The following is a 21,794-nucleotide window of genomic DNA, read 5'->3' as shown; positions in this document are numbered from 1 at the left end:
CTGCTCTCGCTTAGCCCTTCGGTTTCAGGGTCACCCAGATATCAACGGGTGCTACGAACTTACCGGGCGCGGGCTTGCCCACGTCGATGCGCTCTGCCGTGACGAGTTCGCCAGTTTCAAGATTGAAGCTGATCCAAGGTTTCGGCATGCGGGTAAACTTCATCTTCTGGATGGGCCGACCGGTGGTCGTGTTCATGATTGTCGCGATGATGCTCATTCGGCGGCGGCTACCGATGAGGTCGCTGATTTGTCCAGCTTCTCGCCAGAGCTATCGACAGGCTGAGCCCCCACCGCTGGTGATCCGAGCGGATATAGGCTTACCCGTCCGCGATTGCGTATCACGACGGACCGGCAGGTGAACTGCCGGGCCCTTCTTTCAGTTCGCCACTCTGCGCCCCCCAACTAGTCTGCCTTGAACAGCCAGGTACGGCTCCGCAGCGTTCCCCCGAAGGAGCGGAAATATGTCGGCAACACGTATTCTCTGGGGTCAAATCGCAGTCGTGCTGTTTATCGTGGTCTTGGGCGTCTGGGGAGCGACCCAATGGACGGCTGCGGCCCTCGGGTATCAGCCCGAATTGGGGGAACCAATCGGCTACGCCTTCGGTCGTCCGGTATATCCGCCGCCTGCGATTTTCTGGTGGTGGTTCAGTTTCGAAGCCTATGCCCCGCAGATCTTCGAAACCGGCGGACTGATTGCTGCTGCCAGCGGATTGGTTGCCGTAGCTGCCGCGATCGCCATGTCCGTCTGGCGCGCGCGCGAATTGAAACGGACCGAGACCTTTGGCTCCGCGCGATGGGCAGATCGGGCCGAGGTTGCTGCCGCCGGGCTGCTGGGTGACCATGGCGCTGTCCTTGGCCATTACGAACACAGCTATCTGCGACATGACGGTCCGGAGCACGTTCTCTGCTTCGCGCCGACCCGCAGCGGCAAGGGCGTCGGGCTTGTCATCCCGACCCTGCTGACCTGGCCGGCCTCGGCCATCATCCACGACATCAAGGGCGAGAATTGGAACCTCACTGCCGGTTTCCGCTCGACGTTCAGCCGGGTGTTGCTGTTCGATCCCACAAACGCCAATTCGGCGGCCTACAATCCTTTGCTGGAAGTCCGGCGCGGTGTGGCCGAGGTCCGAGACGTTCAGAACATCGCAGACGTCCTGGTCGATCCCGAAGGTTCGCTCGAACGCCGCAATCACTGGGAAAAGACCAGCCACTCCCTGCTCGTCGGCGCGATCCTGCATGTGCTCTATGCCGAACCGGACAAGACCCTGGCCGGCGTGGCAGCCTTCCTATCGGACCCCCGCCGCACCATCGAGGCGACGCTGACTGCCATGATGGCAACGCCGCATCTGGGAAAAGCCGGTGTTCATCCGGTTGTCGCCAGCGCTGCCCGCGAACTGCTCAACAAGTCCGAGAACGAGCGATCCGGCGTTCTGTCGACGGCCATGTCGTTTCTTGGCCTCTACCGCGACCCGGTTATCGCGGAGGTCACCCGGCAATGCGATTGGCGGATCATGGACCTGGTGTCGGGTAAGCAGCCGGCGACTCTCTACCTCGTGGTGCCACCGTCCGACATCAGCCGGACCAAGCCGCTTATCCGTCTGATCCTCAATCAGGTCGGGCGGCGCCTGACCGAAGAACTTGAGGCCGACAGCAAGCGGCACCGCGTCCTGCTGATGCTGGACGAGTTCCCCGCGCTGGGACGGCTCGATTTCTTCGAGAGCGCGCTGGCCTTCATGGCGGGCTATGGCCTCAAGGCTTTTCTGATCGCCCAGTCGCTGAACCAGATCGAGAAGGCCTATGGCCAGAACAATGCCATCCTCGACAATTGCCATGTCCGGGTTTGCTTCGCTACGAACGACGAGCGCACCGCCAAGCGGGTTTCGGACTCGCTGGGCACGGCCACGGAACTGCGGGCGATGAAGAACTACGCCGGGCACCGCCTGTCGCCCTGGCTTGGCCACCTGATGGTGTCGCGCTCCGAAACGGCCCGGGCCTTGTTGACGCCGGGCGAGATCATGCAGCTACCGCCGGATGACGAGATCGTGATGCTGGCCGGGCTGCATCCGATCCGGGCGAAGAAGGCGCGCTATTTCAAGGATCGACGACTAAGCGCCCGCATTCTGCCGCCACCGGAATGTCGTAAGGCCCAACCGAATATCGCAAATGCCGGTGCCTGGGCGGATATGATTGTCCAGTCGCCAACAGCACAGAGGCACCGGTCACCGACGGACGACGACGATTGTGACGCGGACAATGGCGGTATCAGGCGGGAGCCGGAACTGCCGGAGCATGAGGAGATCGTCCTCCCCCCGCGCCTGGTCAGCGAATTCGAGTTTGAGGAACCGATGATCGAGGAAGACCTGGCGCAGAGCCGGCAGCAAGCTGACCGCATTTGGACCGTTGCCCGGCAGGCGGCGCTTGACCCTGGCGACGGGATCGAACTGTGAAGCGCACCCGCCACACCTTCCGCCTGCCGCCTGAGCTTGCCGACCAGTTGGCTGACTACGCGTCGCGCAAGCGGGTTTCGCAGGCTGCCGTCGTCGAAGCGGCGCTGACATCGTTCCTGTCGCCAGACAGTTCCGAACGCATGGAAGCCGCCTTCAGCCGCCGTCTGGATCGGATTTCGCGGCAACTGGACAAGCTCGACTACCATGTCGAGGTCGGCAACGAGGCCATAGCCCTGTTCGTGCGGACCTGGCTCATCTCGAATCCGGCTTTGCCGGACAGCCAGCTCCCGGCCGCGCAAGCACAGGCCCAGGAGCGGTTTACGGCTTTCGTCTCAGCCCTCGCGCGGCGGATGGAGAGCGAGCAGCGCCTGGCGCGCTGAAGGTTGCGGCCCTGCCCATAGGCCAGGATGTTTCTGACATATGCGGCGTCTAATGTCAGAAACAGGCCCGGAATCTGAATTAGGACGACGGGCCGAACGCCCTGGCTCTCTCATTGCCGCTTACGCCAGTGTTTCTATGGGCACGCTGCGCTTTGCTCGCGTCAAAAGCTTGTTGCCCTGCCGTGATCTGATGCCCTTTTGATCCGCCTCGTCACGCGGGCCGGTTGTCGGTGCGCGCAATTGCGAGGCAGCGATGAGCGTCATTCCGATCCGGTCCGAGGCAGCAACGCGCGGTGCGCGCATGCTCCGCACGGCGCTCGGGCCCGAGATCGGGGCCTGGCTGGAAGATCAGGCGGTCATCGAAGTCATGCTCAATCCTGACGGACGGCTCTGGGTCGACCGGCTCGGGCTTGGGATTGCCGATACGGGCGCGGTGCTGTCCGCCGCCGATGGCGAGCGGATCATCCGCCTTGTCGCGCATCATGTGGGCGCCGAGGTGCACTCAGGCGCGCCGCGGGTCTCGGCGGAATTGCCCGGGACGGGGGAGCGATTCGAGGGGCTGTTGCCGCCGGTGGTGGCAGCGCCCAGCTTCGCGATCCGCAAGCCGGCCGGCGCGGTGTTCACACTGGCAGACTATGTCGCGGCCGGGATCATGCCGGCGGCATCCGCCGATGCTCTTGCTGCCGCGGTCGCGGCGCGGGCCAATATCCTCGTCGCGGGCGGGACGTCGACCGGCAAGACGACGCTGACCAATGCTCTCCTCGCCGAGGTCGCCCGGACCGGCGACCGGGTGGTGCTGATCGAGGATACGCGCGAGCTGCAATGTGCCGCGCCCAATCTGGTGGCGCTGCGCACCAAGGATGGCGTGGCCTCGCTTGCCGATCTGGTGCGTTCGGCCCTGCGCCTGCGCCCTGACCGGATCCCCATCGGCGAGGTACGCGGCGCCGAGGCGCTCGATCTCCTCAAGGCCTGGGGCACCGGGCATCCCGGCGGGGTCGGAACGATCCATGCAGGCTCTGCGCTCGGCACGCTGCGGCGGCTCGAGCAGCTGATCCAGGAAAGCGTGGTCACGGTGCCGCGCGCCCTCATTGCCGAGACGATTGATGTCATCGCCGTGCTCGTCCGCGACGGCACCGGTCGGCGCCTGTCCGAGCTGGTCCGCATCGAAGGCCTCGATGCCGCCGGTGACTACCGCCTCGTCCCCCTTGTCCCTGCAACCGAAGGAGAATGCCCGTGACCCAAACCCTTGCCCGCGCCCGCAATGGCGCGTCCGCCCTCGTGCTTGCCGCTGTCGCTGCGCTGGTCACGGTCATGCCGGCACATGCCGCCGGCTCGTCGATGCCGTGGGAAGCCCCGCTCCAGTCGATCCTCGAATCGATCCAGGGCCCGGTCGCCAAGATCGTCGCGGTGATCATCATCATCGCCACCGGTCTTGCACTCGCCTTCGGTGACACCTCTGGCGGCTTCCGGCGCCTGATCCAGATCGTCTTCGGCCTGTCGATTGCCTTTGCGGCCTCGTCCTTCTTCCTCTCCTTCTTCTCGTTCGGCGGCGGAGCGCTGGTCTGATGGAGGGCGCGCCGTCCGGACTGCCGCTGGGTTACGCCGTGCCCGTCCACCGGGCGCTGACCGAGCACATCCTGCTGGGCGGCGCGCCGCGCGGCCTGGCGATCGCCAATGCGACGCTGGCCGGAGCCATCGGGCTTGGCCTGCGACTGTGGATCGCAGGGCTCGTGCTCTTCACGCTTGGCCACATGGTCGCGGTCTGGGCGGCCCGGCGCGATCCGCAATTCGTCGATGTCGCGCGGCGGCATCTGCGCTTCCCCAACTACCTGAGGGTGTGAAGAGCCATGTTCAGCTTGCGCGAATACCGGAACAAGGCTGACCGACTTGCCGACTTCCTGCCCTGGGCCGCGCTGGTCGCGCCCGGCGTGGTGCTCAACAAGGACGGCAGCTTCCAGCGCTCAGCCCGCTTCCGGGGGCCGGATCTAGACAGTGCCACGCCGGCTGAGCTGATCGCCACCACCGCGCGCCTCAACAGCGCGCTGCGCCGCCTCGGGTCGGGCTGGGCGATCTTCGTCGAAGCCGTGCGCCGCCCGGCGCATGACTACCCGGAAAGCGACTTCCCCGACGCGGCCTCGGCCCTCGTCGAGCGCGAGCGCGCAGCCCAGTTCGCCGAAGAAGGTGCCCATTTCGAGAGCGCCTATTATCTGACCCTCGTCTGGATGCCTCCCGCCGAGGATGCCGCGCGGGCCGAGAGCTGGCTCTATGAAGGCAAGGCCCACCAGGGCGTGCAGGCGCGTGAACTGCTCGAGCTGTTCAGCGACCGCACCGACCGGTTGCTGCGCCTCATCGAAGGCTTCGTGCCCGAAGCCGCCTGGCTCGACGACAGTGAGACGCTGACATACCTCCACAGCTGCATCTCGACCCGCAATCATCGGGTGCGCGTCCCCGAGACGCCGATGCATCTCGATGCGCTGCTGGCCGACGAACCGCTGACCGGAGGGCTCGAACCCAGGCTGGGCCGCGCCCATCTGCGCACCCTGACCGTGGTTGGCTTTCCGAGTGCGACGTTCCCGGGCATCCTCGACGAGCTCAACTCGCAGGGCTTCGCTTACCGCTGGTCGACTCGGGCGATCATGCTCGACAAGACCGACGCGGCGAAACTGCTGGGCAAGATCCGCCGCCAGTGGTTCGCCAAGCGCAAGTCGGTCGCCGCGATCCTCAAGGAGGTCATGACCAACGAGGCCTCGGCGCTGCTCGACAGCGACGCTTCGAACAAGGCCGCCGATGCCGATGCGGCACTGCAGGAACTGGGCTCGGACCTTCAGGGCATGGCCTATGTCACGGCCACGGTCACCGTCTGGGACGAAGATGCCGCCATGGCGGCGGAAAAGCTCCGCCTCGTCGAGAAGGTTATCCAGGGCCGCGATTTTACCGTGATCGTCGAGGGCATGAACGCGCTCGAGGCCTGGCTCGGCTCGCTGCCCGGCCATGTCTACGCCAATGTCCGCCAGCCTCCGATCTCGACCCTGAACCTCGCCCACATGATCCCGCTCTCGGCGGTCTGGGCCGGGCCGGAATGGGACGCCCATTTCAGGGCGCCGCCGCTGTTTTATGCCCGCACCGAAGGCTCGACCCCGTTCCGCTTTGCACTCCATGTTGGCGATGTCGGCCATACGCTGATCGTCGGACCGACCGGAGCGGGCAAATCGGTGCTGCTCGCGCTGATGGCGCTGCAGTTCCGGCGCTATGATCGCGCGCAGATTTTCGCTTTCGATTTCGGGGGCTCGATCCGGGCGGCAGCGCTCGCCTGCGGCGGCGACTGGCAGGATCTCGGAACGAGCCTGGCAGGTGATGGCGCTGGTGCTGTCATGCTCCAGCCCCTTGCGCGGATCGACGAGCCTGCCGAGCGCAACTGGGCGGCGGAATGGCTCCAGGCGGTCCTGACCGGCGAGGGCGTAACCGTCGATCCGGCGACCAAGGAGCATCTCTGGTCGGCCCTGACCTCGCTCTCGACCGCGCTGGTTGCCGAGCGCACGCTCACCGGTCTTGCCGTGCTGCTCCAGTCGCAGGCCCTGAAGCAGGCGCTCGCGCCCTATTGCATCGGCGGGCCCTTCGGGCGGCTCCTCGATGCCGAGGCCGAACAGCTGGGCGCAGGCAAGTTCCAGGCTTTCGAAACCGAAGGGCTGACCGGTTCGGCCGCCGCGCCTGCCGTGCTCTCCTACCTTTTTCACCGCATCGAAGGCCGCCTTGATGGCTCGCCGACCCTCATCATCATCGACGAGGGCTGGCTGGTGCTCGACAGCCCAGCCTTTGCCGCCCAGCTGCGCGAGTGGCTGAAAACGCTGCGCAAGAAGAACGCGAGCGTCGTCTTTGCGACCCAGAGCCTTGCCGACATCGAAACCTCGGCCATCGCGCCCGCTATCATCGAAAGCTGCCCCACCCGCATCTTCCTGCCCAACGAACGGGCGATCGAACCGCAGATCCTGTCGGTCTATCGCCGCTTCGGCCTCAACGACCGGCAAATCGAGATCATCGCCCGCGCGGCCCCCAAGCGCGACTATTACTGCCAGTCGGCCCGCGGCAACCGCCTGTTCGAACTGGGCCTCGGCGAGGTTGCACTCGCCTTTGCCGCCGCCTCCTCGAAGACCGACCAGCTGGCGATCAGCGAACTGACCGAGACCCATGGCACCGGAGGCTTTGCCCGCGCCTGGCTCAGGCATCGCGGTCTCGCCTGGGCTGCCGACATGCTTCCCCCCGATCCTGTTCCCCCAACCCGCAGCGATCAAGCTGCGGGCCAACCCAAGGAGTAGTGCCCATGAAATCGCCGCTCAAACCCCCGGGCCTCCGGCCGATCCTCGCGGCAGGCGCAGCTGTGCTGTCGCTGGGTGCAGCCGTGATCGCGCCCGCCCCGGCCCATGCCCAGTTCGGGTTCGGCGGGATCGTCTACGATCCCACCAACTACGCCCAGAACGTGCTGACGGCGGCCCGCACGCTCGAGCAGATCAACAATCAGATCCGTTCATTGCAAAACCAGGCGACGTCGCTGATCAACGAGGCGCGCAATCTGCAAAGTCTGCCGCTAACCGTGCTCGAGCCGATCCAGCAGCAGATCCGGCAGACCCAGCAACTGCTGAGCAAGGCCCAGGGAATTGCCTATGACGTGCAGGCGATCGAGCGCGAGTTCGCCCGCAACTATTCGCCGGCCAGCCTGACCGGTTCGCAGCGCGACATGGTTCGCGGCGCGGAGGACCGCTGGCGCACCAGCGTCGGGGCCTTCGAAGATGCGCTCAAGGTCCAGGCCGGAGCCGTCCAGAACATCGAAGGCTCCCGCACCGCCGTGCAGAGCCTGGTCACCGCCAGCCAGTCGGCCACCGGCGCGCTTCAGGCGGCGCAAGCCGGAAACCAGCTGCTCGCGCTGCAATCGCAGCAGCTGGCCGATCTCATCGCGACCATGGCGGCCATGAACCGGGCCCAGGCGCTCGATGCTGCCAATGAAGCTGCCGCCAAGGCCCAGGCCCGCGAGCAGCTGCGCCGCTTCATGGCGCCGGGCCGCGGCTACGTGCCGGTGAGCACGAAGCTCTATCGGGACTGAATGCCATGGATACCAAGCTCTTCGCGCGGATCGCAGCCGGGGCCTTTGTCGCTGTCGCGCTGACCATGACCGTGCTGACCCTGCGCGAAGAGCGAGAGGTCCCTCTGCCCGAGATGGTCACCGTCTGGGAGCCGGACGGCGATCCGCTGCCCACGCAGCTCAAGGCTTGCGCCGCCATGGGCGAGCTCGCGCTGTCGTCACCCGATTGCCGCGCGGCCTGGGCCGAGAAGCGGCGGCGCTTCCTCGGGATCGAAGACGGGGAGCAATCAACGGCGACGCAAGCCGAGCCGCCGCACCTTCACCAACCGCCAGCACAGGACCAGTGACATGGGTGGCACCGGCGTCGTCGACCGCTTCCTCGACATCTTCTCACGCTACATCGATTCCGGGTTCGGCCTGCTGTCGGGCGAGGTCGCTTTCATCGCGACCACGCTGATCGTCATCGATGTGACGCTTGCCGCCCTGTTTTGGACCTGGGGCGAACAGGACGACGTCATCGCCCGCCTGGTCAAGAAGACCCTGTTTGTGGGGATCTTCGCCTACATCATCGGCAACTGGAACAACCTCGCCCGGATTGTCTTCGAGAGCTTTGCCGGGCTCGGCCTCAAGGCCAGCGGCACCGGCTTTTCGGCAGGCGAGTTGCTCCAGCCCGGCCGTGTCGCCCAGGTCGGGCTCGATGCCGCACGGCCCCTGATCGAGGCGATCTCGGACCTCATGGGCTTCGTCAGCTTCTTCGAGAACTTCCTGCAGATCGTCATCTTGCTCGTCGCCTGGGCGCTGGTCGTGATCGCCTTCTTCATTCTCTCGATCCAGCTGTTCGTCACCCTGATCGAGTTCAAGCTGACCACGCTCGCGGGCTTCGTCCTCATTCCCTTCGGCCTGTTCGGCAAGACCGCCTTCATGGCCGAGCGCGTGCTCGGCAACGTGGTCTCGAGCGGGATCAAGGTGCTCGTGCTGGCGGTCATCGTCGGCATCGGCTCGACCATCTTTTCGGAATTCACCAGCGCCATTCCGGCCGAGCCAACCATCGAGGATGCACTCTCGATCGTGCTGGCGAGCCTGACCCTGCTCGGGCTCGGCATTTTCGGACCCGGCATTGCCAACGGCATTGTCGCCGGAGGCCCGCAGCTGGGGGCTGGTGCCGCCGCAGGAACCGCACTCATGGCGGGTGGGGCCGCTGCTGGCGCGGTTGCCGGAGCAAAGCTTGCCGGCGGCGCAGTAGCCAGCGCCGCCTCCAGCGTTGCCCACGGCACCTCTCGTGCCGCCGGCGGCGCCACGACTGCCTATGCTATGGGTTCTGCCGGGAAGAGCGGCGCTGCCGCTATCGGTTCTGGCGCGGCGGCTGTCGGAGACGCGGCGCTGGGCGCCACCGTCTCGCCGCTGCGCAAGGCCGGCGAAGGCCTCCAGCAATCGTTCCGTGAGGGCGGGCGGTCCGCGATCACCAACACCGGCGGCACCATCACGCCGGGTCCCGACACCCCGGCTCCGCCCACTGCCGAGGCCGGTCAGCCGGCCTGGGCCCGGACGATGAAGAACCGGCAGACCCTCGCGCAAGGCGCCACCATCGCCGCCCACACGCTCAAGGCTGGCGACAGCAGCGGTGCGGGCGCTTCCATCGACACATCGGAAAAGGACTGACGCATGTTCCGACGCCCCACCATTCGTTATGGCAGGACTCCCGAACCCGAAACGCCCTACCAGCGCGCCGCCCAGGTCTGGGATGACCGGATCGGCTCGGCCCGCGTTCAGGCCCGCAGCTGGCGACTCGCCTTCTTCGGCGCGCTTGGCCTGTCGACCTGCCTGACCGCCGGGATCATCTGGCAGGGCGCACGCGGCAGCATTGTCCCCTGGGTAGTCGAGGTCGACAAATTGGGCGAAGCCCAGGCCCTGGCCCCTGCGGATGCCGGTTTTGCACCGTCCGATCCCCAGATCGCCTTCCACCTCGCGCGCTTCATCGAGCAGGTTCGCAGCATCCCCGACGATCCGATCGTCGTGCGCCAGAACTGGCTCAGGGCCTATGATTTCGCGACCGACAAGGGCGCGCTCGCCCTCAACGACTATGCCCGGACCAACGACCCCTTTGCGCTCATCGGGCGCGAACAGGTCGGCGTCGATGTCACCAGCGTGATCCGGGCATCGCCGACCAGCTTCCGCGTCGCCTGGGTCGAGCGCCGCTACCGCGACGGCAGTCTCGCCGAGACAAGCCGCTGGACCGCGATCCTGACCACCGTCGTCCAGCCTCCGCGCACGCCTGATGCCCTGCGCAAGAACCCGCTCGGCATTTTCGTCAATGCCATCAACTGGTCGAAGGAACTCGGATCATGATCAACCGGACCCGGTGCGCGCCGCGCACCCTGACCCTCGCTATTGCCAGCTCGAGCCTCGTGCTCGCCATTCCCCTGCAGGCCCGGGAACCCGCAGTGAACCCGCCTGCCGCGCCTGCGGCGGTCAACGAGACGCCGCAGGCGCCTTCTTCGCGCTCCAGCGTGGTGGCCATCCCCGTACCGCTGCCGTTTCCCGGCCAGCTCAAATCTTTACCGCAGGCGGAGCCCCCCGCCGCGGGCCGCTCCCACCCGTCCCGGAGTCACCCCGCTCCGCGCGACCGGGTGGGAGCGGCAAACGAGGCGGCGCGCGTACAGCCGGATCGCACCGGGTTCATCAACGCGATCCAGCTCTACCCCTTCACCAAGGGCGCACTCTATCAGGTCTATGCCAGGCCCGGACAGGTGACCGACATTGCGCTCCAGCCCGGCGAACGTCTGGTCGGGGCGGGGCCAGTTGCTTCCGGCGATACCGTGCGGTGGATGATCGGCGACACCGTCAGCGGCACCGGGGCCGCCGAACAGGTCCACATCCTCGTCAAACCGACCCGGCCCGACATCGCCACCAATCTCGTGATCAACACCGATCGGCGGACCTATCACCTCGAGCTGCGCGCCAATCCTTCCGTCTACATGGCGTCTGTTTCCTGGACCTATCCAGAAGACGAACTGATCGCGCTGCGCCGGGCCCACGCCGAAGCGGAGCGCGCGGCGCCGATCGCAGCCGGGATGGACCTCGCGAGCCTTGATTTCCGCTACCGGATCGAGGGCGACAAGCCGGCCTGGCGACCGCTGCGCGCTTTCGACGACGGAACTCGCGTCTTCATCGAGTTCCCCGAAAGCGTCGCGCAGGGCGAACTGCCGCCGCTGTTCGTGCTGGGGGCCCGCGGCGAGGCCGAGCTGGTCAATTACCGCGTCTCGGGCCGCTACATGATTGTCGACCGGCTCTTTGCCGCTGCCGAGCTTCGGCTTGGCGGGCGCAAGGGCCAGGACAAGGTGCGGATCGTCACCGCGCGCCGAGGCCGGTCATGACCGGGGCGGTCGACACCGAAAGCCGGGAGCAGCCGCTGGTCGATCCCGAAAGCGCGGTGAAGCTGCGCGGCGATCCACCGCGCGTCATGCGTCTGTCGCGCAAGGCCATCGGACTTGCCTCGGCTGCTGCCTGTGCGCTGGTCGGCGGCGCCCTGATCTATGCCCTCCAGCCCGAGGGCCGAAAAGGCGCCGAAGAACTCTACAACACCGATGGCGTCGCCGTGGCCGACAATCTCGCCGGGGCGCCCAAGGACTATGGTCAGGTGCCCAAGCTCGGCCCACCACTTCCCGGCGATCTCGGCAAGCCCATCCTCGATGCCCGGCAGCGCGGCGATGTGGCCGCACTGCCACCGGCCGGGACGGGACCCGCGACCAATCCCGCTGCGGACGCGGCCGCAGCCGCCCGGCAGCGCGCCGAGCAGGAGCGCGAAGCCGCCCGCGGCAGCCGCCTGTTCTTCGGGGGCGGGAGCGCGGGCTCTGCCGCAGGCAGTCTGGCCAGTCTGCCTGCGGGAGACGAGGCGCCGGCGGTTGCGCCCGGCGCGGCCCCTTCATCGGATGCGGCGCGCCGGCAGGCCTTCCTCGAGCGCACCAGCGACCGGCGGACGGTCTCGGGCGAACGGCTTGTGGGGCTGGCCGCCCCTGCCATCCTCCAGGCAGGCTCGGTCATCCCGGCAGCCCTGATCACCGGCATCCGTTCGGACCTGCCGGGGCTGGTGACCGCCCAGGTGACCCAGAACGTCTATGACAGCCCGACGGGGCGCATCCTGCTGATCCCGCAGGGCTCGCGGCTGATTGGCGACTATGACACCGATGTCGCTTTCGGTCAGAACCGGGTCCTGCTTGCCTGGAACCGGCTGATCCTGCCGGATGGCCGCTCGATCGTGCTCGAACGGCAGCCGGCTTCCGACACCCAGGGCTTTGCCGGGCTGCAGGACGGCACCGACTATCACTGGGGCGGGGTGCTCAAGGCGGCGCTGGTCTCGACCCTGCTCGGCGCCGGCGCGGAACTGGGTTCCGGCGATGATGGCAATCTTGCCCGCGCCTTCCGGCGCGGGACGCAGGACAGCATCAATCGCGCCGGCGAGCAGATCGTCAGCCGCGAACTCAACGTCCGGCCGACGCTGACCATCCGTCCGGGCTTTCCGGTGCGGGTGCTAGTGACGCGCGACCTCGTTCTGGGAGCGGGGCAATGACGCGCCTGAAGCTATCGGACATCGCCGACGAAAAGCCGGTGCGGCTGACCATCGAGCTGCCGGCGCGGCTGCACCGCGAGCTGCTGGCCTATGCGGCGGCGGTCAATGGCGGGGATGCTGCGGGAGCGCCAACGGTTGAGCGCCTGATCCCGCCCATGCTGGAGCGGTTCATCACCAGCGACCGCGCCTTTGCCAAGGCGAAGCGCGGTCAGGCGGGGTAACGCTCGTTGATCATCGTGAAGAAGCGCTGCAGCGCCGGGTTCTCGTTGTCCTCGCGCCAGTAGAGTGCGAAGTCGATCCGCGCCGTGCCGCCATTGTCATAGATGTCCCGGAACTGCAGCTCCGGCCATGCGACACCCATCGAGGCTTCGGTGGCAATGGTGATGAACCGGCCGACCGGGACCATGCTCAGCACGCTTTCGAGGCTGGTTTCCTGGGTGATGATATTGGGACGGTAGCCCTGCCCGGTGAGGCGCGCGGTGATCATATTACGGATCATCTGGCCAATGCCCTTACGCGGGACGACGAAGATCTCGCGTCGCAGGTCGCCCCAGTAAATCCGGCTTGCCTCGAGCAAGGGATGCTCGGGGTAGAGGGCCGCGACCAGCCGTTCCGACCAAACCGGGCGCGACGCAATCCCCTGTTCTTCGCTGCCGAGCGGCGCGATCGCAACATCGATCGTCCCGGCCCGAAGATCGCTGCACAGCTTGTCCGGATCGCCTTCGACTCCGTCGAACTGCACATCGGGAAACCGGGTGAGGTAGTCGGAGAAGGCGGCCTTTAGGTGCCCGGCCATGAGCGAGGAGCAATACCCTACGGCGAAGCGGCCTTGCTCGCCGTAGCTGACGGCCCGCGCCGTGGTCTGGAGATTTTCCAGATCGGTAATGATGCGGCGAGCGGTCTCGAGAAAGACCTTTCCGGTTTCAGTCGGTTCCGCGCCGCGGGTGGTGCGCTCGAACAGTTTGATGCCAAGCCTGTCCTCGAGTTGCAGGACACTGCGACTGAGCGTCGCCTGCTTCACATTGAGCCTGGAAGCCGCGCCCGAAAAACTGCGTAGATCTGCTGACATCAGCGCGTACCGGAGCTGGCGTATCTCGATGGTCACGCTCGTGCAGCACTCCCTTCTACATACTTTCAGTATGAGGCCGAATTCTGCGGCACTCGCAACAGAAATCGATTGAAGAGAACGATTTATTACAATTTGTCCGAGCCAGATCCACCCATCTCAGGAAAGTATCGCGTCTGTTTTGGAGGAACTCCCATTCCGTGCAGAATTTACCGGCAGCGCAGACGGAGGCGTGTCGCGGTAGGGCAAAGCGAAGCGGCGAATGTCAACTCACCGCGACACATTGCCGGACTGCGGGGGTTACTTGTCCAAATCCGCAGCTGCTTGCGAAGCAGCCTGCCTGTTTCCAGGTGAAGGACGCATCAGGATTTGCTCCAGATGGCTGTTCCAGTCGTCCAGGGCTTGCCGCTTTTCCTCTTTCCAATCGTGGCGCTGGTAGATTCCGGCCACTCCGGACCTCGAGCCGCCTACGTGGTTCAACACGGCTTCGGTGACTTCGAACCGCACCCCGAGGCGCTGAAAATTGGTCGCGAGCGTGCGCCGCAAATCGTGGAGGCGCCAAGGCGGCAGAGGTTCGCCCTCCGCCAGTTCGATCAGGCGATCAAGCTTGTCCTTGCCTTTAGCGTAGCCGGTGAAGCCAGCACCGGTGGAAGTCGCAAAGACCCGTCCCTTGCGCGGCCATTTGTCCCCGCCCGCAGCGGCATCCAGCTCTGCGACGGCAAGGTCATTGAGCGGAATGGTATTGGGTTCGCCGTTCTTGGTCCTGTCACCCGGTAGCGTCCAGAGCTTGTCGGTCCGGCTCAATTCCGACCACCGCATGCCGGATACTTCCTCGCGGCGTTGCCCTGTCGCAATGAGCAGACGAACGATGGGGCCGAAGCAGCGGTGACACTCCGGAGCGGCGTTCCAGATCAGCCGCAACTCGTCATCACTCAGCCACCGTTCACGGGCTTTGACAGGCGGCGGCGTTTCCATCCCTTCCATCGGACTTCTGTCGAGGTCGCCCCGGCTGACCGCCCAGCGGAACAGGCGCCGAAGCACCGCAAAGACATTGCGGCGGTTGGCAACCTGGTCAGCCGGCATATTGTCAAACACCGAAACGACATCGGTCCGGTTGATCGCAGGAAGCGCCTTTTTGCCCAGGACCGGTGTCAGATACAGCCGGATCGCGCGCTCAACCAGTCGCCGCCAGCCATCACCCTTGCAGGAGCGCGCGAATCGTTCCGCGTAATTGGCAAAGGCAAGATCGACCGCCTCACGTCTCCGCTGCTTGTCGGCATCCACGGGATCTACCCCTTGGCCGATCAACAGCAACAGGCGCTCTGCCTCCGCGCGGGCAGTCGTCGGCGTCCACGGCGACCCATGCGCGCCGATAGTATAACGCCGGGTGCTGGCTTCGCGTCCGCCCATGCGAAATTGCAGGACATAGGAAATGGCACCAGCGGGTGTGATCTTGGCGCCGAACCCCTTGAGATCGGTGTCCCACAGGAACTGATTCGATGCATTGGGGCGCAATGCATCGATCGATCGCTTGCTGATTTTTCCTGTCGCCATCCGGAACCTCGTGTCCCTTTCTGGCAATCACCTGGCAATCACGCAAGCGGAAAAACTAGGAAATCGCCGGTTAGGCTGGCGTAGGCGAAATGGCCCATTTCCTGAGGTTTTCAGCCAAAAAACCGCAGATCACCGTCGCCTGAAACGGAAGTACCACACCTCGTGGCCATAGACGGTGCGCGCCTTGTGTTCGTAGCGGGTTTCGGGCCAGCCGCCGGGGCGGACCTGGAAGTCCCTCGCGTCCTTCGCCAGCCATTCGAACTGGTGCTTGTGCCGGCGCATCACCATCAGCGCGTGGCGCAGGTAGACCGCGTGATCGGTGCCGAAGCGAAACTCCCCGCCGGGACGAAGCTTGGCGGCGAAGAGATCGACCGGGCCGTCGTTCATCATGCGGCGCTTGGCATGGCGCGCCTTGGGCCAGGGGTCCGGGTGGAGGAGGTAGAGAAACGACAGCGAGCCATCCGGAATGCGTCGCAGCACTTCAAGCGCATCGCCATGGTGGATGCGGACATTGGGGATCGGCGGATGCTGGCCGTTGTCCCCAGAAACGTGGGTGAGAGCCTGCGCGACGCCGTTGAGGAACGGCTCTGCCCCGATGAAGCCGTGGTCGGGCAGCATGTCGGCGCGGAACGCCATGTGCTCGCCGCCGCCGAAGCCGATCTCGAAGTGCAGCGGGCGCGGCTCGCCGAACAGCGCCTCCGCCGTGATCGGCCCCTCGGCGGGCATCGAGATCTGCGGGAGCAGTTCGTCCACCAGCGCCTGCTGGCCCTGGCGCAGGGGCTTGCCCTTGGCGCGGCCATAGAGGCGGTTGATCGTCGTCGGATCGCCGGATTTGTAGGCTGTCATGGCGGGGGCGTTTGGCAGGGCGGTCCGCAGGGGTCAATACGATCAGTCCTGCCGCCCCGGTACAAGAAAATTGGATGGACGGTGCGGGCCTGCTGTGGTGATCAGAGAGCCATGTCTGCAACCGATCACGGCTTACCCGCGATTGCGGAACTGACCGACAAGGAACTCGAAGTCCTGCGCCTGTTGACGGCGGGTCACACGATCAAGTCGATCGCGGCTTTGCTTGACCGCAGCGAAGCCTCGATCAACGAACGTTTGCGCGATGCCCGGCGCAAGACCGGCGTAGGCAGCAGCCGCGAACTGGCGCGGCTGGTGGCGGGACAGGAAAACTGGCCCAGAAAAACTGATCTTTCCACACCCGCTGTGTCGGGTGACGCCGATGGACAGCCCGCACTGGCGGCGCGTCATTGGCCGAAAGGAACGATCGCCATGTTTACTCTGCTCCCCCTTGCCGCCGGACTCATGCTGGTATCGGCAGCTTCGCAACAGGCCGATGGGCCGCAATCCAGCCATGCCGCGGCAGCGATCGCATCGCCCCTCGTCGGCAAGTGGTCACTGGATACCAGCCGCATCCCGGCTGATGAGCGGCCCCGCAGCGTCATGATCGCCTTCAGCGTCTCGCCCGATCAGCAGTGGAGCACGCAAGTCGATATCGTCGCGCCTGATGGCAGCAAGATGACCGCAACCTCGACCGCCAGGGCCGACGGGGTGGCCGTGCCGATTTCCGGCAACATTCCGATCTTCGATACCGCATCGCTGCGCCAGCCTGCGCCGAACACCCTGGTGATGACCTTGGGCAAGAGCGGCACCCCGGTCGCAACGCGCGTCTACACCGTTGCCAGGGACGGGAACTCTATGACCGAGACGATCGTGTGGGCCGACAAGACCATGCCCAAGATGGAGACGACCTACTTCAACCGCGTCGGTTGATCAGCGGAAGCTGAAACCAGAACGGCCCGCCGTTTCCGGCGGGCCGTCACAGGGATGGCATTGCAGCGCGTGCGGTCAGGCCGCTTCGATCGCGCTCATGTCGTCCGGATCGCGCAGCACGTAGCCACGGCCCCAGACGGTTTCGATGTAGTTTTCACCGCCACAGGCATGCGCCAGCTTCTTGCGCAGCTTGCAGATGAACACGTCGATGATCTTGAGTTCCGGCTCGTCCATCCCGCCATAGAGATGGTTGAGGAACATTTCCTTGGTCAGCGTGGTGCCCTTGCGCAGCGAGAGCAGTTCCAGCATCGCGTATTCCTTGCCGGTCAGGTGCACGCGGGCACCATCGACCTCGACCGTCTTGGCATCGAGGTTGACCGAGAGCTTGCCGGTGCGGATGACCGACTGCGAATGGCCCTTGGACCGGCGCACGACCGCATGGATGCGGGCGATCAGTTCTTCGCGGTGGAAGGGCTTGGTCACGTAGTCGTCCGCGCCGAAGCCGAACGAGCGGACCTTGCTGTCCATTTCCGAGATGCCCGACAGGATCAGCACCGGCGTCTGCACCTTGGCGACCCGGAGCTTCTTCAGCACGTCGTAGCCGTGCATGTCCGGCAGGTTCAGGTCGAGAAGGATGATGTCGTAATCATACAGCTTCCCGAGATCGAGGCCTTCTTCCCCGAGATCGGTCGAATAGACGTTGAACCCCTCGGTCGTGAGCATGAGCTCGATCGCCTTGGCCGTGGTCGGTTCGTCTTCAATCAGCAGCACCCGCATTGACTGCCCCCTCTTTGCCATGTCCCCAGTGGCAATTAACCCGCGTTCAATCCGGGTTGCCCGCCATTAACCATAGGAGGAATGAACATGAAAGGTTAATTTGTTGTAAACGGAAAGGCCGGACTCAATCCTGTTAACCACCGACCCTCCCGGTAAGGAGTCGTCCAGCGGCCGAAGGTGATTCAGAACGGGACAAAACGCCTGAAACAAAGGCTGTCCCGAAATGAATCATGCACTGCCCGGCACACATGAAACCCGCCCGGCTTGGTTAACGGTCGAGACGCGATCGGCCTGTGGAAAAATACCGAGGTTGCCGAATCAGGCGCCGGAAATGCCGATGCTGGATGCCGCTTCGCGCAATTTGCGGGAGGCGGCGCCATCGTTGCGGAACGCGGCAAGGGCCTTCTGCAGCGATTCGGCAGCCTTGCGCGGCTCGCCAAGCTGCATGCGGCTTCGCATGAGCATGATCCAGCCGTCGACATTGGCGGGATTCTTCTCGAGCTTTGCCTCGAGCCCGTCGACCATGCCGCGGATCATGGCTTCCTGCTGCCCCTTGGGCAGGCCGGCCGCCGCCTTCATCTCTGCGCTGGTGGGACCGGGGATGGCCGCCGCCGCCTTGTGCGGGCCATCGGTGATCACGCCGTTGGCCGGCGCCGCGAAATGCGCTTCGGCGAGACGCTTCTCGACATCGATCTTGCGCCGTTCGCCCACGTTGCGGATCACCTCGCGGATGTCCTCGGCATAGGGTGCGTCGGCGGGCGTATCCTCGAGAAGCTTGAACCAGGCGTTGATCGCCTGGCGGTGCCGGCCCGAAAGGTCTAGCGCGACGGCCTGGAAGTAGCGGGCGCGGGCATCCTTGGGATCGAGCTTGATCGCCTTGTCGAATGCCGCCTTGGCATCGCGCGGCATGCGGCCTTCTTCCTTGCTGGCAAGGACCAGCGCCTCGCCCAGGAACGACCAGGTCTCGGCATGTTCGGGATCGAGCTTGGTTGCCTTCTTCAGTGCGGTCGCCGCCTCGGCATAGCGCTCGGTCTGGAAATAGGACCAGCCGAGCATGCGCCAGCCTTCGGCATCATCCGGATTTTCCGCCAGCTTCTTTTCCAGCTTCGCGATCACGTCGTCGACCGAGGGCTGCTGGCTGGGAGCGGCGGGAGGCGGCTCGACCGGAGGCGGCGGCGAATCGTGTCGACCGATCATGGCGTAGCCGCCTGCCCCAAGCGCGATCACGCCGGCGGCGATCAGCGCCGCGCGGCCAAGGCGCGAAGCCCCCTGCGCCTCGGCGCTCGCTTCCGGATTGGGCTTCGGGTCCGGACTGGACTGGGGCTCGGTCATCGCAAACTCCTGTCGGACACGAGACCGCATCCGTCAATGGCGCCGCATATCGCGCCCTGCCAGCAGCTTGCAAGCCGTTGAAGGACAATGCGGAGACGCCCGGGGACCGCAAATACCGGGTGGCAATGCGCGGCGCATCGGCTAAAGTCCGCCACGACAGGGGTCGCAAATCGGTTCTGAAGAAGGGGCAGGCGCAGGAACAGGCGCCGTTTCTTCGCGCGATGCGGGGGACGCATACCGGTGGGCGAGGTTTTCAAGGTTGCGATCATCGGTTCCGGCCCGGCGGGGATGAGCGCTGCGAGCCGTGCGGCGCAGCTTGGCCTGTCGCATGTGCTTCTCGAAAAGACCGACCACCTTTCCGACACGATCTACAAGTACCAGAAGGGCAAGCACGTGATGGCCACGCCATCGCAGCTGATCCTGCGGTCCGACCAGGAATTCGACGCCGGCAAGAAGGAAGACATCCTCGGCCGGTGGAACGAGCGCACGGCCGAACTGGGCGTGAACGTGAAGTACAACGCCGAGGTCAAGGCGATCCGGGGCACGGGGCCTGCGATCCCCGGATCGGTCCAGAAGATCGTGAGCCGCGCGCGGGACGGATCGACCACCACCACCGAACTCCAGCGCCACGCGCCGCCCTATGCGATAGAGCTGACCAATGGCGAGACGGTCATGGCGCAAAACGTGGTGCTGGCCATCGGCACCCAGGGCAACCCGAACCTGATGCGCTGTCCCGGCGGCGACCTGCCGCACGTGACCTACCAGCTCGACGATCCCTATGCGGTGCTCGACCAGCACATCGTCGTGGTGGGCACGGGCGACGCTGGGATCGAGAATGCGCGCGGCCTGGTGGAAGACCCGGCTCAGGGCAACGTCGTCACGGTGCTCAATCGCAGCCCGAAGTCGACGAATGTCCGGGAAAGCTTCGCTACCGCCAAGGAGCCCAACGCCAAGGCGCTGATCGAGGACGACGCGGCGGGCAAGCTGACGATCCGCTACGAGACCGAGACCAAGGCGGTCGAGCCGGGCTGGATCACGCTGTCCACGCGCGACGGCGAGGAGCGCATCCGCTGCGACCGGATCATCGCGCGCATCGGCTCCGCTCCGCCGCGCGCCTTCGTCGAAGGGTGCGGCATCGAATTCGCCAGCGCCGACCGGCTCGCCTTCCCGACGCTTTCGCCGCAGTTCGAATCGACCGCGCCCGGCATCTTCGTGATCGGCGCGCTGGCGGGCTATCCGCTGATCAAGCATTGCATGAACCAGGGCTACGATGTCGTCGAGTTCATCAACGGCAACACGGACCTGAAGCCCGCCGACGAACCGCTGCTGGAGGCCAAGTTCGCCGGGCTGCCCGGAAACCGCTCGGTCAACGAATGGCTCGAGTTCCTGCGGTCGAACGTCTCGATCCTGGAAGGCATGACCACGCTGCAGTTGCGCGAGTTCATGCTCGATTCCGAAGCGCGCGCCTATCGCAAGGGCGACGTGGTGTTCGAGAAGAACGATCCCGGCTCCTCGCTCTTCGCCATTGCCTCGGGTTCCGTCCACGTGCGGCTCGACCCGAAGGACCCGTCGAAGGTCATTCCGATCCCCGCAGGCACGATCTTCGGCGAGGTCGGCCTCATCTCCGGGCGCCGGCGCGGCGCCACGATCGTCGCGGCCGAGGATGCCGTCTGCGTCGAGATCAGCCGCAACGCCGCGCTGAAACTGCAAAGCCAGGTGCCTACGGCCAAGCGCACGATCGAGCGCATCTCGACCGAGCGCCAGATCCTGCAGATGTTCGGCTCGGGCCTGACCAGCGCCGACATTGCCGAAGTGGTGGAGACGTCAAAGATCGTCCAGGTCCGCGCAGGCGACGCGATCATCAAGGAAGGCGACGAGGACAAGGACATCTACGTCATCCGCGTCGGCTCGATGATCGTGGAAAAGGAAGTCGGCGGAAAGCCGGTGTTCCTGTCCTACCTGCCGGCCGGGTCCTATGTCGGCGAAATGGCACTGATCGATGGCGGACGGCGCACCGCGACGGTGCGGGCCGCGATCAAGAGCGAGGTCATCCGCATTGATGGCGACGCGTTCGGCAGGGTGCTGGCGGCAAAGCCAGCGCTGCTCGACCGCGCGCGCAAGGACATGGAAGTGCGCCGCGCGACCAATGCCTTCATCGAATCCAAGAAGGACAGCTTCTCCGGCGTCGTCGACCTCTATTCCGAACAGGCCAAGTTCCTCGTGGCCCAGGGCCTGGGCGAGGCGACCGACGTCCTGCTGATCGACGAGCGCCTGTGCGTGGGTTGCGACAACTGCGAAAAGGCCTGCGCCGACAGCCATGACGGCCTGTCGCGGCTCGACCGCGAGGCAGGCAAGAGCTTTGCTCATCTCCACGTGCCGACGAGCTGCCGGCACTGCGAGCATCCGCACTGCATGGCCGACTGCCCGCCCAATGCGATCCATCGCGGGCCGGACGGCGAGGTCTTCATCAACGATACCTGCATCGGCTGCGGCAATTGCCAGCGCAATTGCCCCTATGGCGTGATCCGCATGGACAAGGTCCCGCCGAAGAAGCCGTCGCTGCTGTCGTGGCTGTTCTTCGGACGCGGGCCGGGACCGGGCGAGCCGCCCTACAAGTGGTCGAAGAAGAACACGAAATACACCGGCGACCCCGCCGTTGACGAGCTGCTGGACCGCAAGAAGGCGATCAAGTGCGACATGTGCGCCGGTATCGAGGGCGGGCCAAGCTGCGTGCGCGCGTGCCCCACCGGCGCCGCCATCCGCGTATCGCCCGACGAGTTCCTGACCGTCGCGCGGCTCGAGAACGAGGGGGCCTGAGCCG

Annotated in this window: 21 protein-coding genes; 15 read left to right on the top strand and 6 right to left on the bottom strand. The window is 65.5% G+C overall.

Annotated features, from left to right (window positions below; translation table 11 throughout):
• Positions 1-10: 10 nt before the first annotated feature.
• Positions 11-217, bottom strand: a complete 207-nt coding sequence (locus tag SARO_RS01610; protein WP_011443983.1) for a hypothetical protein — start codon at positions 215-217, stop codon at positions 11-13.
• Between the two features lie 244 nt (positions 218-461).
• Between SARO_RS01610 and SARO_RS01605 the strand changes: the two genes are divergently transcribed.
• The 13 genes from SARO_RS01605 (at position 462) to SARO_RS01545 (ending at position 12,689) form a co-directional block, all read left to right on the top strand.
• Positions 462-2,447, top strand: a complete 1,986-nt coding sequence (locus SARO_RS01605; RefSeq protein ID WP_011443982.1) for a conjugal transfer protein TraG — start codon at positions 462-464, stop codon at positions 2,445-2,447.
• The gene (locus tag SARO_RS01600; protein WP_011443981.1) at positions 2,444-2,827 is read left to right on the top strand and encodes a hypothetical protein; all 384 of its coding nucleotides are present in this window, start codon (positions 2,444-2,446) and stop codon (positions 2,825-2,827) included. The genes SARO_RS01605 and SARO_RS01600 overlap by 4 nt, the downstream gene beginning before the upstream one ends.
• A gap of 253 nt (positions 2,828-3,080) precedes the next feature.
• Positions 3,081-4,064 (top strand): P-type conjugative transfer ATPase TrbB, encoded by a 984-nt coding sequence (trbB, locus tag SARO_RS01595; RefSeq protein WP_011443980.1) that lies wholly within the window; start codon positions 3,081-3,083, stop codon positions 4,062-4,064.
• Entirely contained in the window at positions 4,055-4,393 is a 339-nt protein-coding gene (locus SARO_RS01590; protein ID WP_041549913.1) for a TrbC/VirB2 family protein, read from the top strand. Before trbB ends, SARO_RS01590 begins: the two co-directional genes overlap by 10 nt.
• The gene (locus SARO_RS01585) at positions 4,393-4,668 is read left to right on the top strand and encodes a VirB3 family type IV secretion system protein (protein WP_011443978.1); all 276 of its coding nucleotides are present in this window, start codon (positions 4,393-4,395) and stop codon (positions 4,666-4,668) included. Before SARO_RS01590 ends, SARO_RS01585 begins: the two co-directional genes overlap by 1 nt.
• 6 nt (positions 4,669-4,674) lie before the next feature.
• Positions 4,675-7,140, top strand: a complete 2,466-nt coding sequence (gene trbE, locus SARO_RS01580) for a conjugal transfer protein TrbE (protein ID WP_011443977.1) — start codon at positions 4,675-4,677, stop codon at positions 7,138-7,140.
• Between the two features lie 5 nt (positions 7,141-7,145).
• On the top strand, positions 7,146-7,922 hold the full coding sequence (gene trbJ, locus SARO_RS01575; RefSeq protein WP_011443976.1) for a P-type conjugative transfer protein TrbJ: 777 nt from the start codon (positions 7,146-7,148) through the stop codon (positions 7,920-7,922).
• Positions 7,923-7,927: 5 nt separating this feature from the next.
• On the top strand, positions 7,928-8,248 hold the full coding sequence (gene trbK-alt / locus SARO_RS01570; RefSeq protein ID WP_011443975.1) for a putative entry exclusion protein TrbK-alt: 321 nt from the start codon (positions 7,928-7,930) through the stop codon (positions 8,246-8,248).
• Between the two features lies 1 nt (position 8,249).
• Positions 8,250-9,560, top strand: a complete 1,311-nt coding sequence (trbL, locus tag SARO_RS01565; protein WP_011443974.1) for a P-type conjugative transfer protein TrbL — start codon at positions 8,250-8,252, stop codon at positions 9,558-9,560.
• Between the two features lie 3 nt (positions 9,561-9,563).
• The gene (gene trbF / locus SARO_RS01560) at positions 9,564-10,247 is read left to right on the top strand and encodes a conjugal transfer protein TrbF (protein WP_011443973.1); all 684 of its coding nucleotides are present in this window, start codon (positions 9,564-9,566) and stop codon (positions 10,245-10,247) included.
• Positions 10,244-11,275: a P-type conjugative transfer protein TrbG gene (gene trbG, locus SARO_RS01555; RefSeq protein ID WP_011443972.1), complete on the top strand. Its 1,032-nt coding sequence runs from the start codon at positions 10,244-10,246 to the stop codon at positions 11,273-11,275. The genes trbF and trbG overlap by 4 nt, the downstream gene beginning before the upstream one ends.
• Positions 11,272-12,468 (top strand): TrbI/VirB10 family protein, encoded by a 1,197-nt coding sequence (locus SARO_RS01550; RefSeq protein WP_011443971.1) that lies wholly within the window; start codon positions 11,272-11,274, stop codon positions 12,466-12,468. Before trbG ends, SARO_RS01550 begins: the two co-directional genes overlap by 4 nt.
• Positions 12,465-12,689, top strand: a complete 225-nt coding sequence (locus tag SARO_RS01545; RefSeq protein ID WP_011443970.1) for a DUF2274 domain-containing protein — start codon at positions 12,465-12,467, stop codon at positions 12,687-12,689. Before SARO_RS01550 ends, SARO_RS01545 begins: the two co-directional genes overlap by 4 nt.
• Here SARO_RS01545 and SARO_RS01540 read toward each other — a convergent pair.
• The 3 genes from SARO_RS01540 to SARO_RS01530 form a co-directional block, all read right to left on the bottom strand.
• On the bottom strand, positions 12,677-13,573 hold the full coding sequence (locus tag SARO_RS01540; protein WP_011443969.1) for a LysR family transcriptional regulator: 897 nt from the start codon (positions 13,571-13,573) through the stop codon (positions 12,677-12,679). The genes SARO_RS01545 and SARO_RS01540 overlap by 13 nt on opposite strands.
• A 261-nt stretch (positions 13,574-13,834) precedes the next feature.
• Entirely contained in the window at positions 13,835-15,088 is a 1,254-nt protein-coding gene (locus SARO_RS01535) for a tyrosine-type recombinase/integrase (protein ID WP_011443968.1), read from the bottom strand.
• Between the two features lie 129 nt (positions 15,089-15,217).
• Complete coding sequence (locus tag SARO_RS01530) at positions 15,218-15,934, bottom strand: tRNA (guanine(46)-N(7))-methyltransferase TrmB (RefSeq protein WP_011443967.1); 717 nt, start codon at positions 15,932-15,934, stop codon at positions 15,218-15,220.
• 111 nt (positions 15,935-16,045) lie between these two features.
• Here SARO_RS01530 and SARO_RS20060 point away from each other — a divergent pair, with 111 nt between their 5' ends.
• On the top strand, positions 16,046-16,864 hold the full coding sequence (locus SARO_RS20060) for a helix-turn-helix domain-containing protein (RefSeq protein ID WP_086000185.1): 819 nt from the start codon (positions 16,046-16,048) through the stop codon (positions 16,862-16,864).
• A 75-nt stretch (positions 16,865-16,939) separates the two neighbouring features.
• Here SARO_RS20060 and ctrA read toward each other — a convergent pair whose 3' ends face one another.
• Positions 16,940-17,641: a response regulator transcription factor CtrA gene (gene ctrA / locus SARO_RS01520; RefSeq protein WP_011443965.1), complete on the bottom strand. Its 702-nt coding sequence runs from the start codon at positions 17,639-17,641 to the stop codon at positions 16,940-16,942.
• A gap of 318 nt (positions 17,642-17,959) precedes the next feature.
• Positions 17,960-18,973 carry a tetratricopeptide repeat protein gene (locus SARO_RS01515; protein WP_011443964.1) on the bottom strand — a complete coding sequence of 338 codons (1,014 nt, stop codon included), beginning with the start codon at positions 18,971-18,973 and terminating at the stop codon, positions 17,960-17,962.
• A gap of 240 nt (positions 18,974-19,213) precedes the next feature.
• On the opposite strand from SARO_RS01515, the gene SARO_RS01510 reads away from it, so the two are divergent.
• On the top strand, positions 19,214-21,790 hold the full coding sequence (locus SARO_RS01510; protein WP_011443963.1) for a cyclic nucleotide-binding domain-containing protein: 2,577 nt from the start codon (positions 19,214-19,216) through the stop codon (positions 21,788-21,790).
• The last annotated feature ends 4 nt before the right edge of the window (positions 21,791-21,794 follow it).

This window comes from Novosphingobium aromaticivorans DSM 12444 (assembly GCF_000013325.1).
GTDB classification, from domain to species: Bacteria; Pseudomonadota; Alphaproteobacteria; order Sphingomonadales; family Sphingomonadaceae; genus Novosphingobium; species Novosphingobium aromaticivorans.
Note: the sequence above shows the minus strand (reverse complement) of the source record. Positions and strands in the feature narration are given on the sequence as shown.

Excerpts from the sequence above, each read along its gene's own strand:
- SARO_RS01605 (WP_011443982.1), top strand. The coding sequence starts at position 462 with ATGTCGGCAACACGTATTCTCTGGGGTCAAATCGCAGTCGTGCTGTTT.
- ctrA (WP_011443965.1), bottom strand. The coding sequence starts at position 17,641 with ATGCGGGTGCTGCTGATTGAAGACGAACCGACCACGGCCAAGGCGATC.
- SARO_RS20060 (WP_086000185.1), top strand. The coding sequence starts at position 16,046 with ATGTCTGCAACCGATCACGGCTTACCCGCGATTGCGGAACTGACCGAC.
- trbE (WP_011443977.1), top strand. The coding sequence starts at position 4,675 with ATGTTCAGCTTGCGCGAATACCGGAACAAGGCTGACCGACTTGCCGAC.
- trbG (WP_011443972.1), top strand. The coding sequence starts at position 10,244 with ATGATCAACCGGACCCGGTGCGCGCCGCGCACCCTGACCCTCGCTATT.
- SARO_RS01610 (WP_011443983.1), bottom strand. The coding sequence starts at position 217 with ATGAGCATCATCGCGACAATCATGAACACGACCACCGGTCGGCCCATC.
- SARO_RS01550 (WP_011443971.1), top strand. The coding sequence starts at position 11,272 with ATGACCGGGGCGGTCGACACCGAAAGCCGGGAGCAGCCGCTGGTCGAT.
- trbK-alt (WP_011443975.1), top strand. The coding sequence starts at position 7,928 with ATGGATACCAAGCTCTTCGCGCGGATCGCAGCCGGGGCCTTTGTCGCT.
- SARO_RS01535 (WP_011443968.1), bottom strand. The coding sequence starts at position 15,088 with ATGGCGACAGGAAAAATCAGCAAGCGATCGATCGATGCATTGCGCCCC.
- SARO_RS01515 (WP_011443964.1), bottom strand. The coding sequence starts at position 18,973 with ATGACCGAGCCCCAGTCCAGTCCGGACCCGAAGCCCAATCCGGAAGCG.
- SARO_RS01530 (WP_011443967.1), bottom strand. The coding sequence starts at position 15,934 with ATGACAGCCTACAAATCCGGCGATCCGACGACGATCAACCGCCTCTAT.
- SARO_RS01545 (WP_011443970.1), top strand. The coding sequence starts at position 12,465 with ATGACGCGCCTGAAGCTATCGGACATCGCCGACGAAAAGCCGGTGCGG.
- trbL (WP_011443974.1), top strand. The coding sequence starts at position 8,250 with ATGGGTGGCACCGGCGTCGTCGACCGCTTCCTCGACATCTTCTCACGC.
- trbF (WP_011443973.1), top strand. The coding sequence starts at position 9,564 with ATGTTCCGACGCCCCACCATTCGTTATGGCAGGACTCCCGAACCCGAA.
- trbJ (WP_011443976.1), top strand. The coding sequence starts at position 7,146 with ATGAAATCGCCGCTCAAACCCCCGGGCCTCCGGCCGATCCTCGCGGCA.
- trbB (WP_011443980.1), top strand. The coding sequence starts at position 3,081 with ATGAGCGTCATTCCGATCCGGTCCGAGGCAGCAACGCGCGGTGCGCGC.
- SARO_RS01590 (WP_041549913.1), top strand. The coding sequence starts at position 4,055 with ATGCCCGTGACCCAAACCCTTGCCCGCGCCCGCAATGGCGCGTCCGCC.
- SARO_RS01585 (WP_011443978.1), top strand. The coding sequence starts at position 4,393 with ATGGAGGGCGCGCCGTCCGGACTGCCGCTGGGTTACGCCGTGCCCGTC.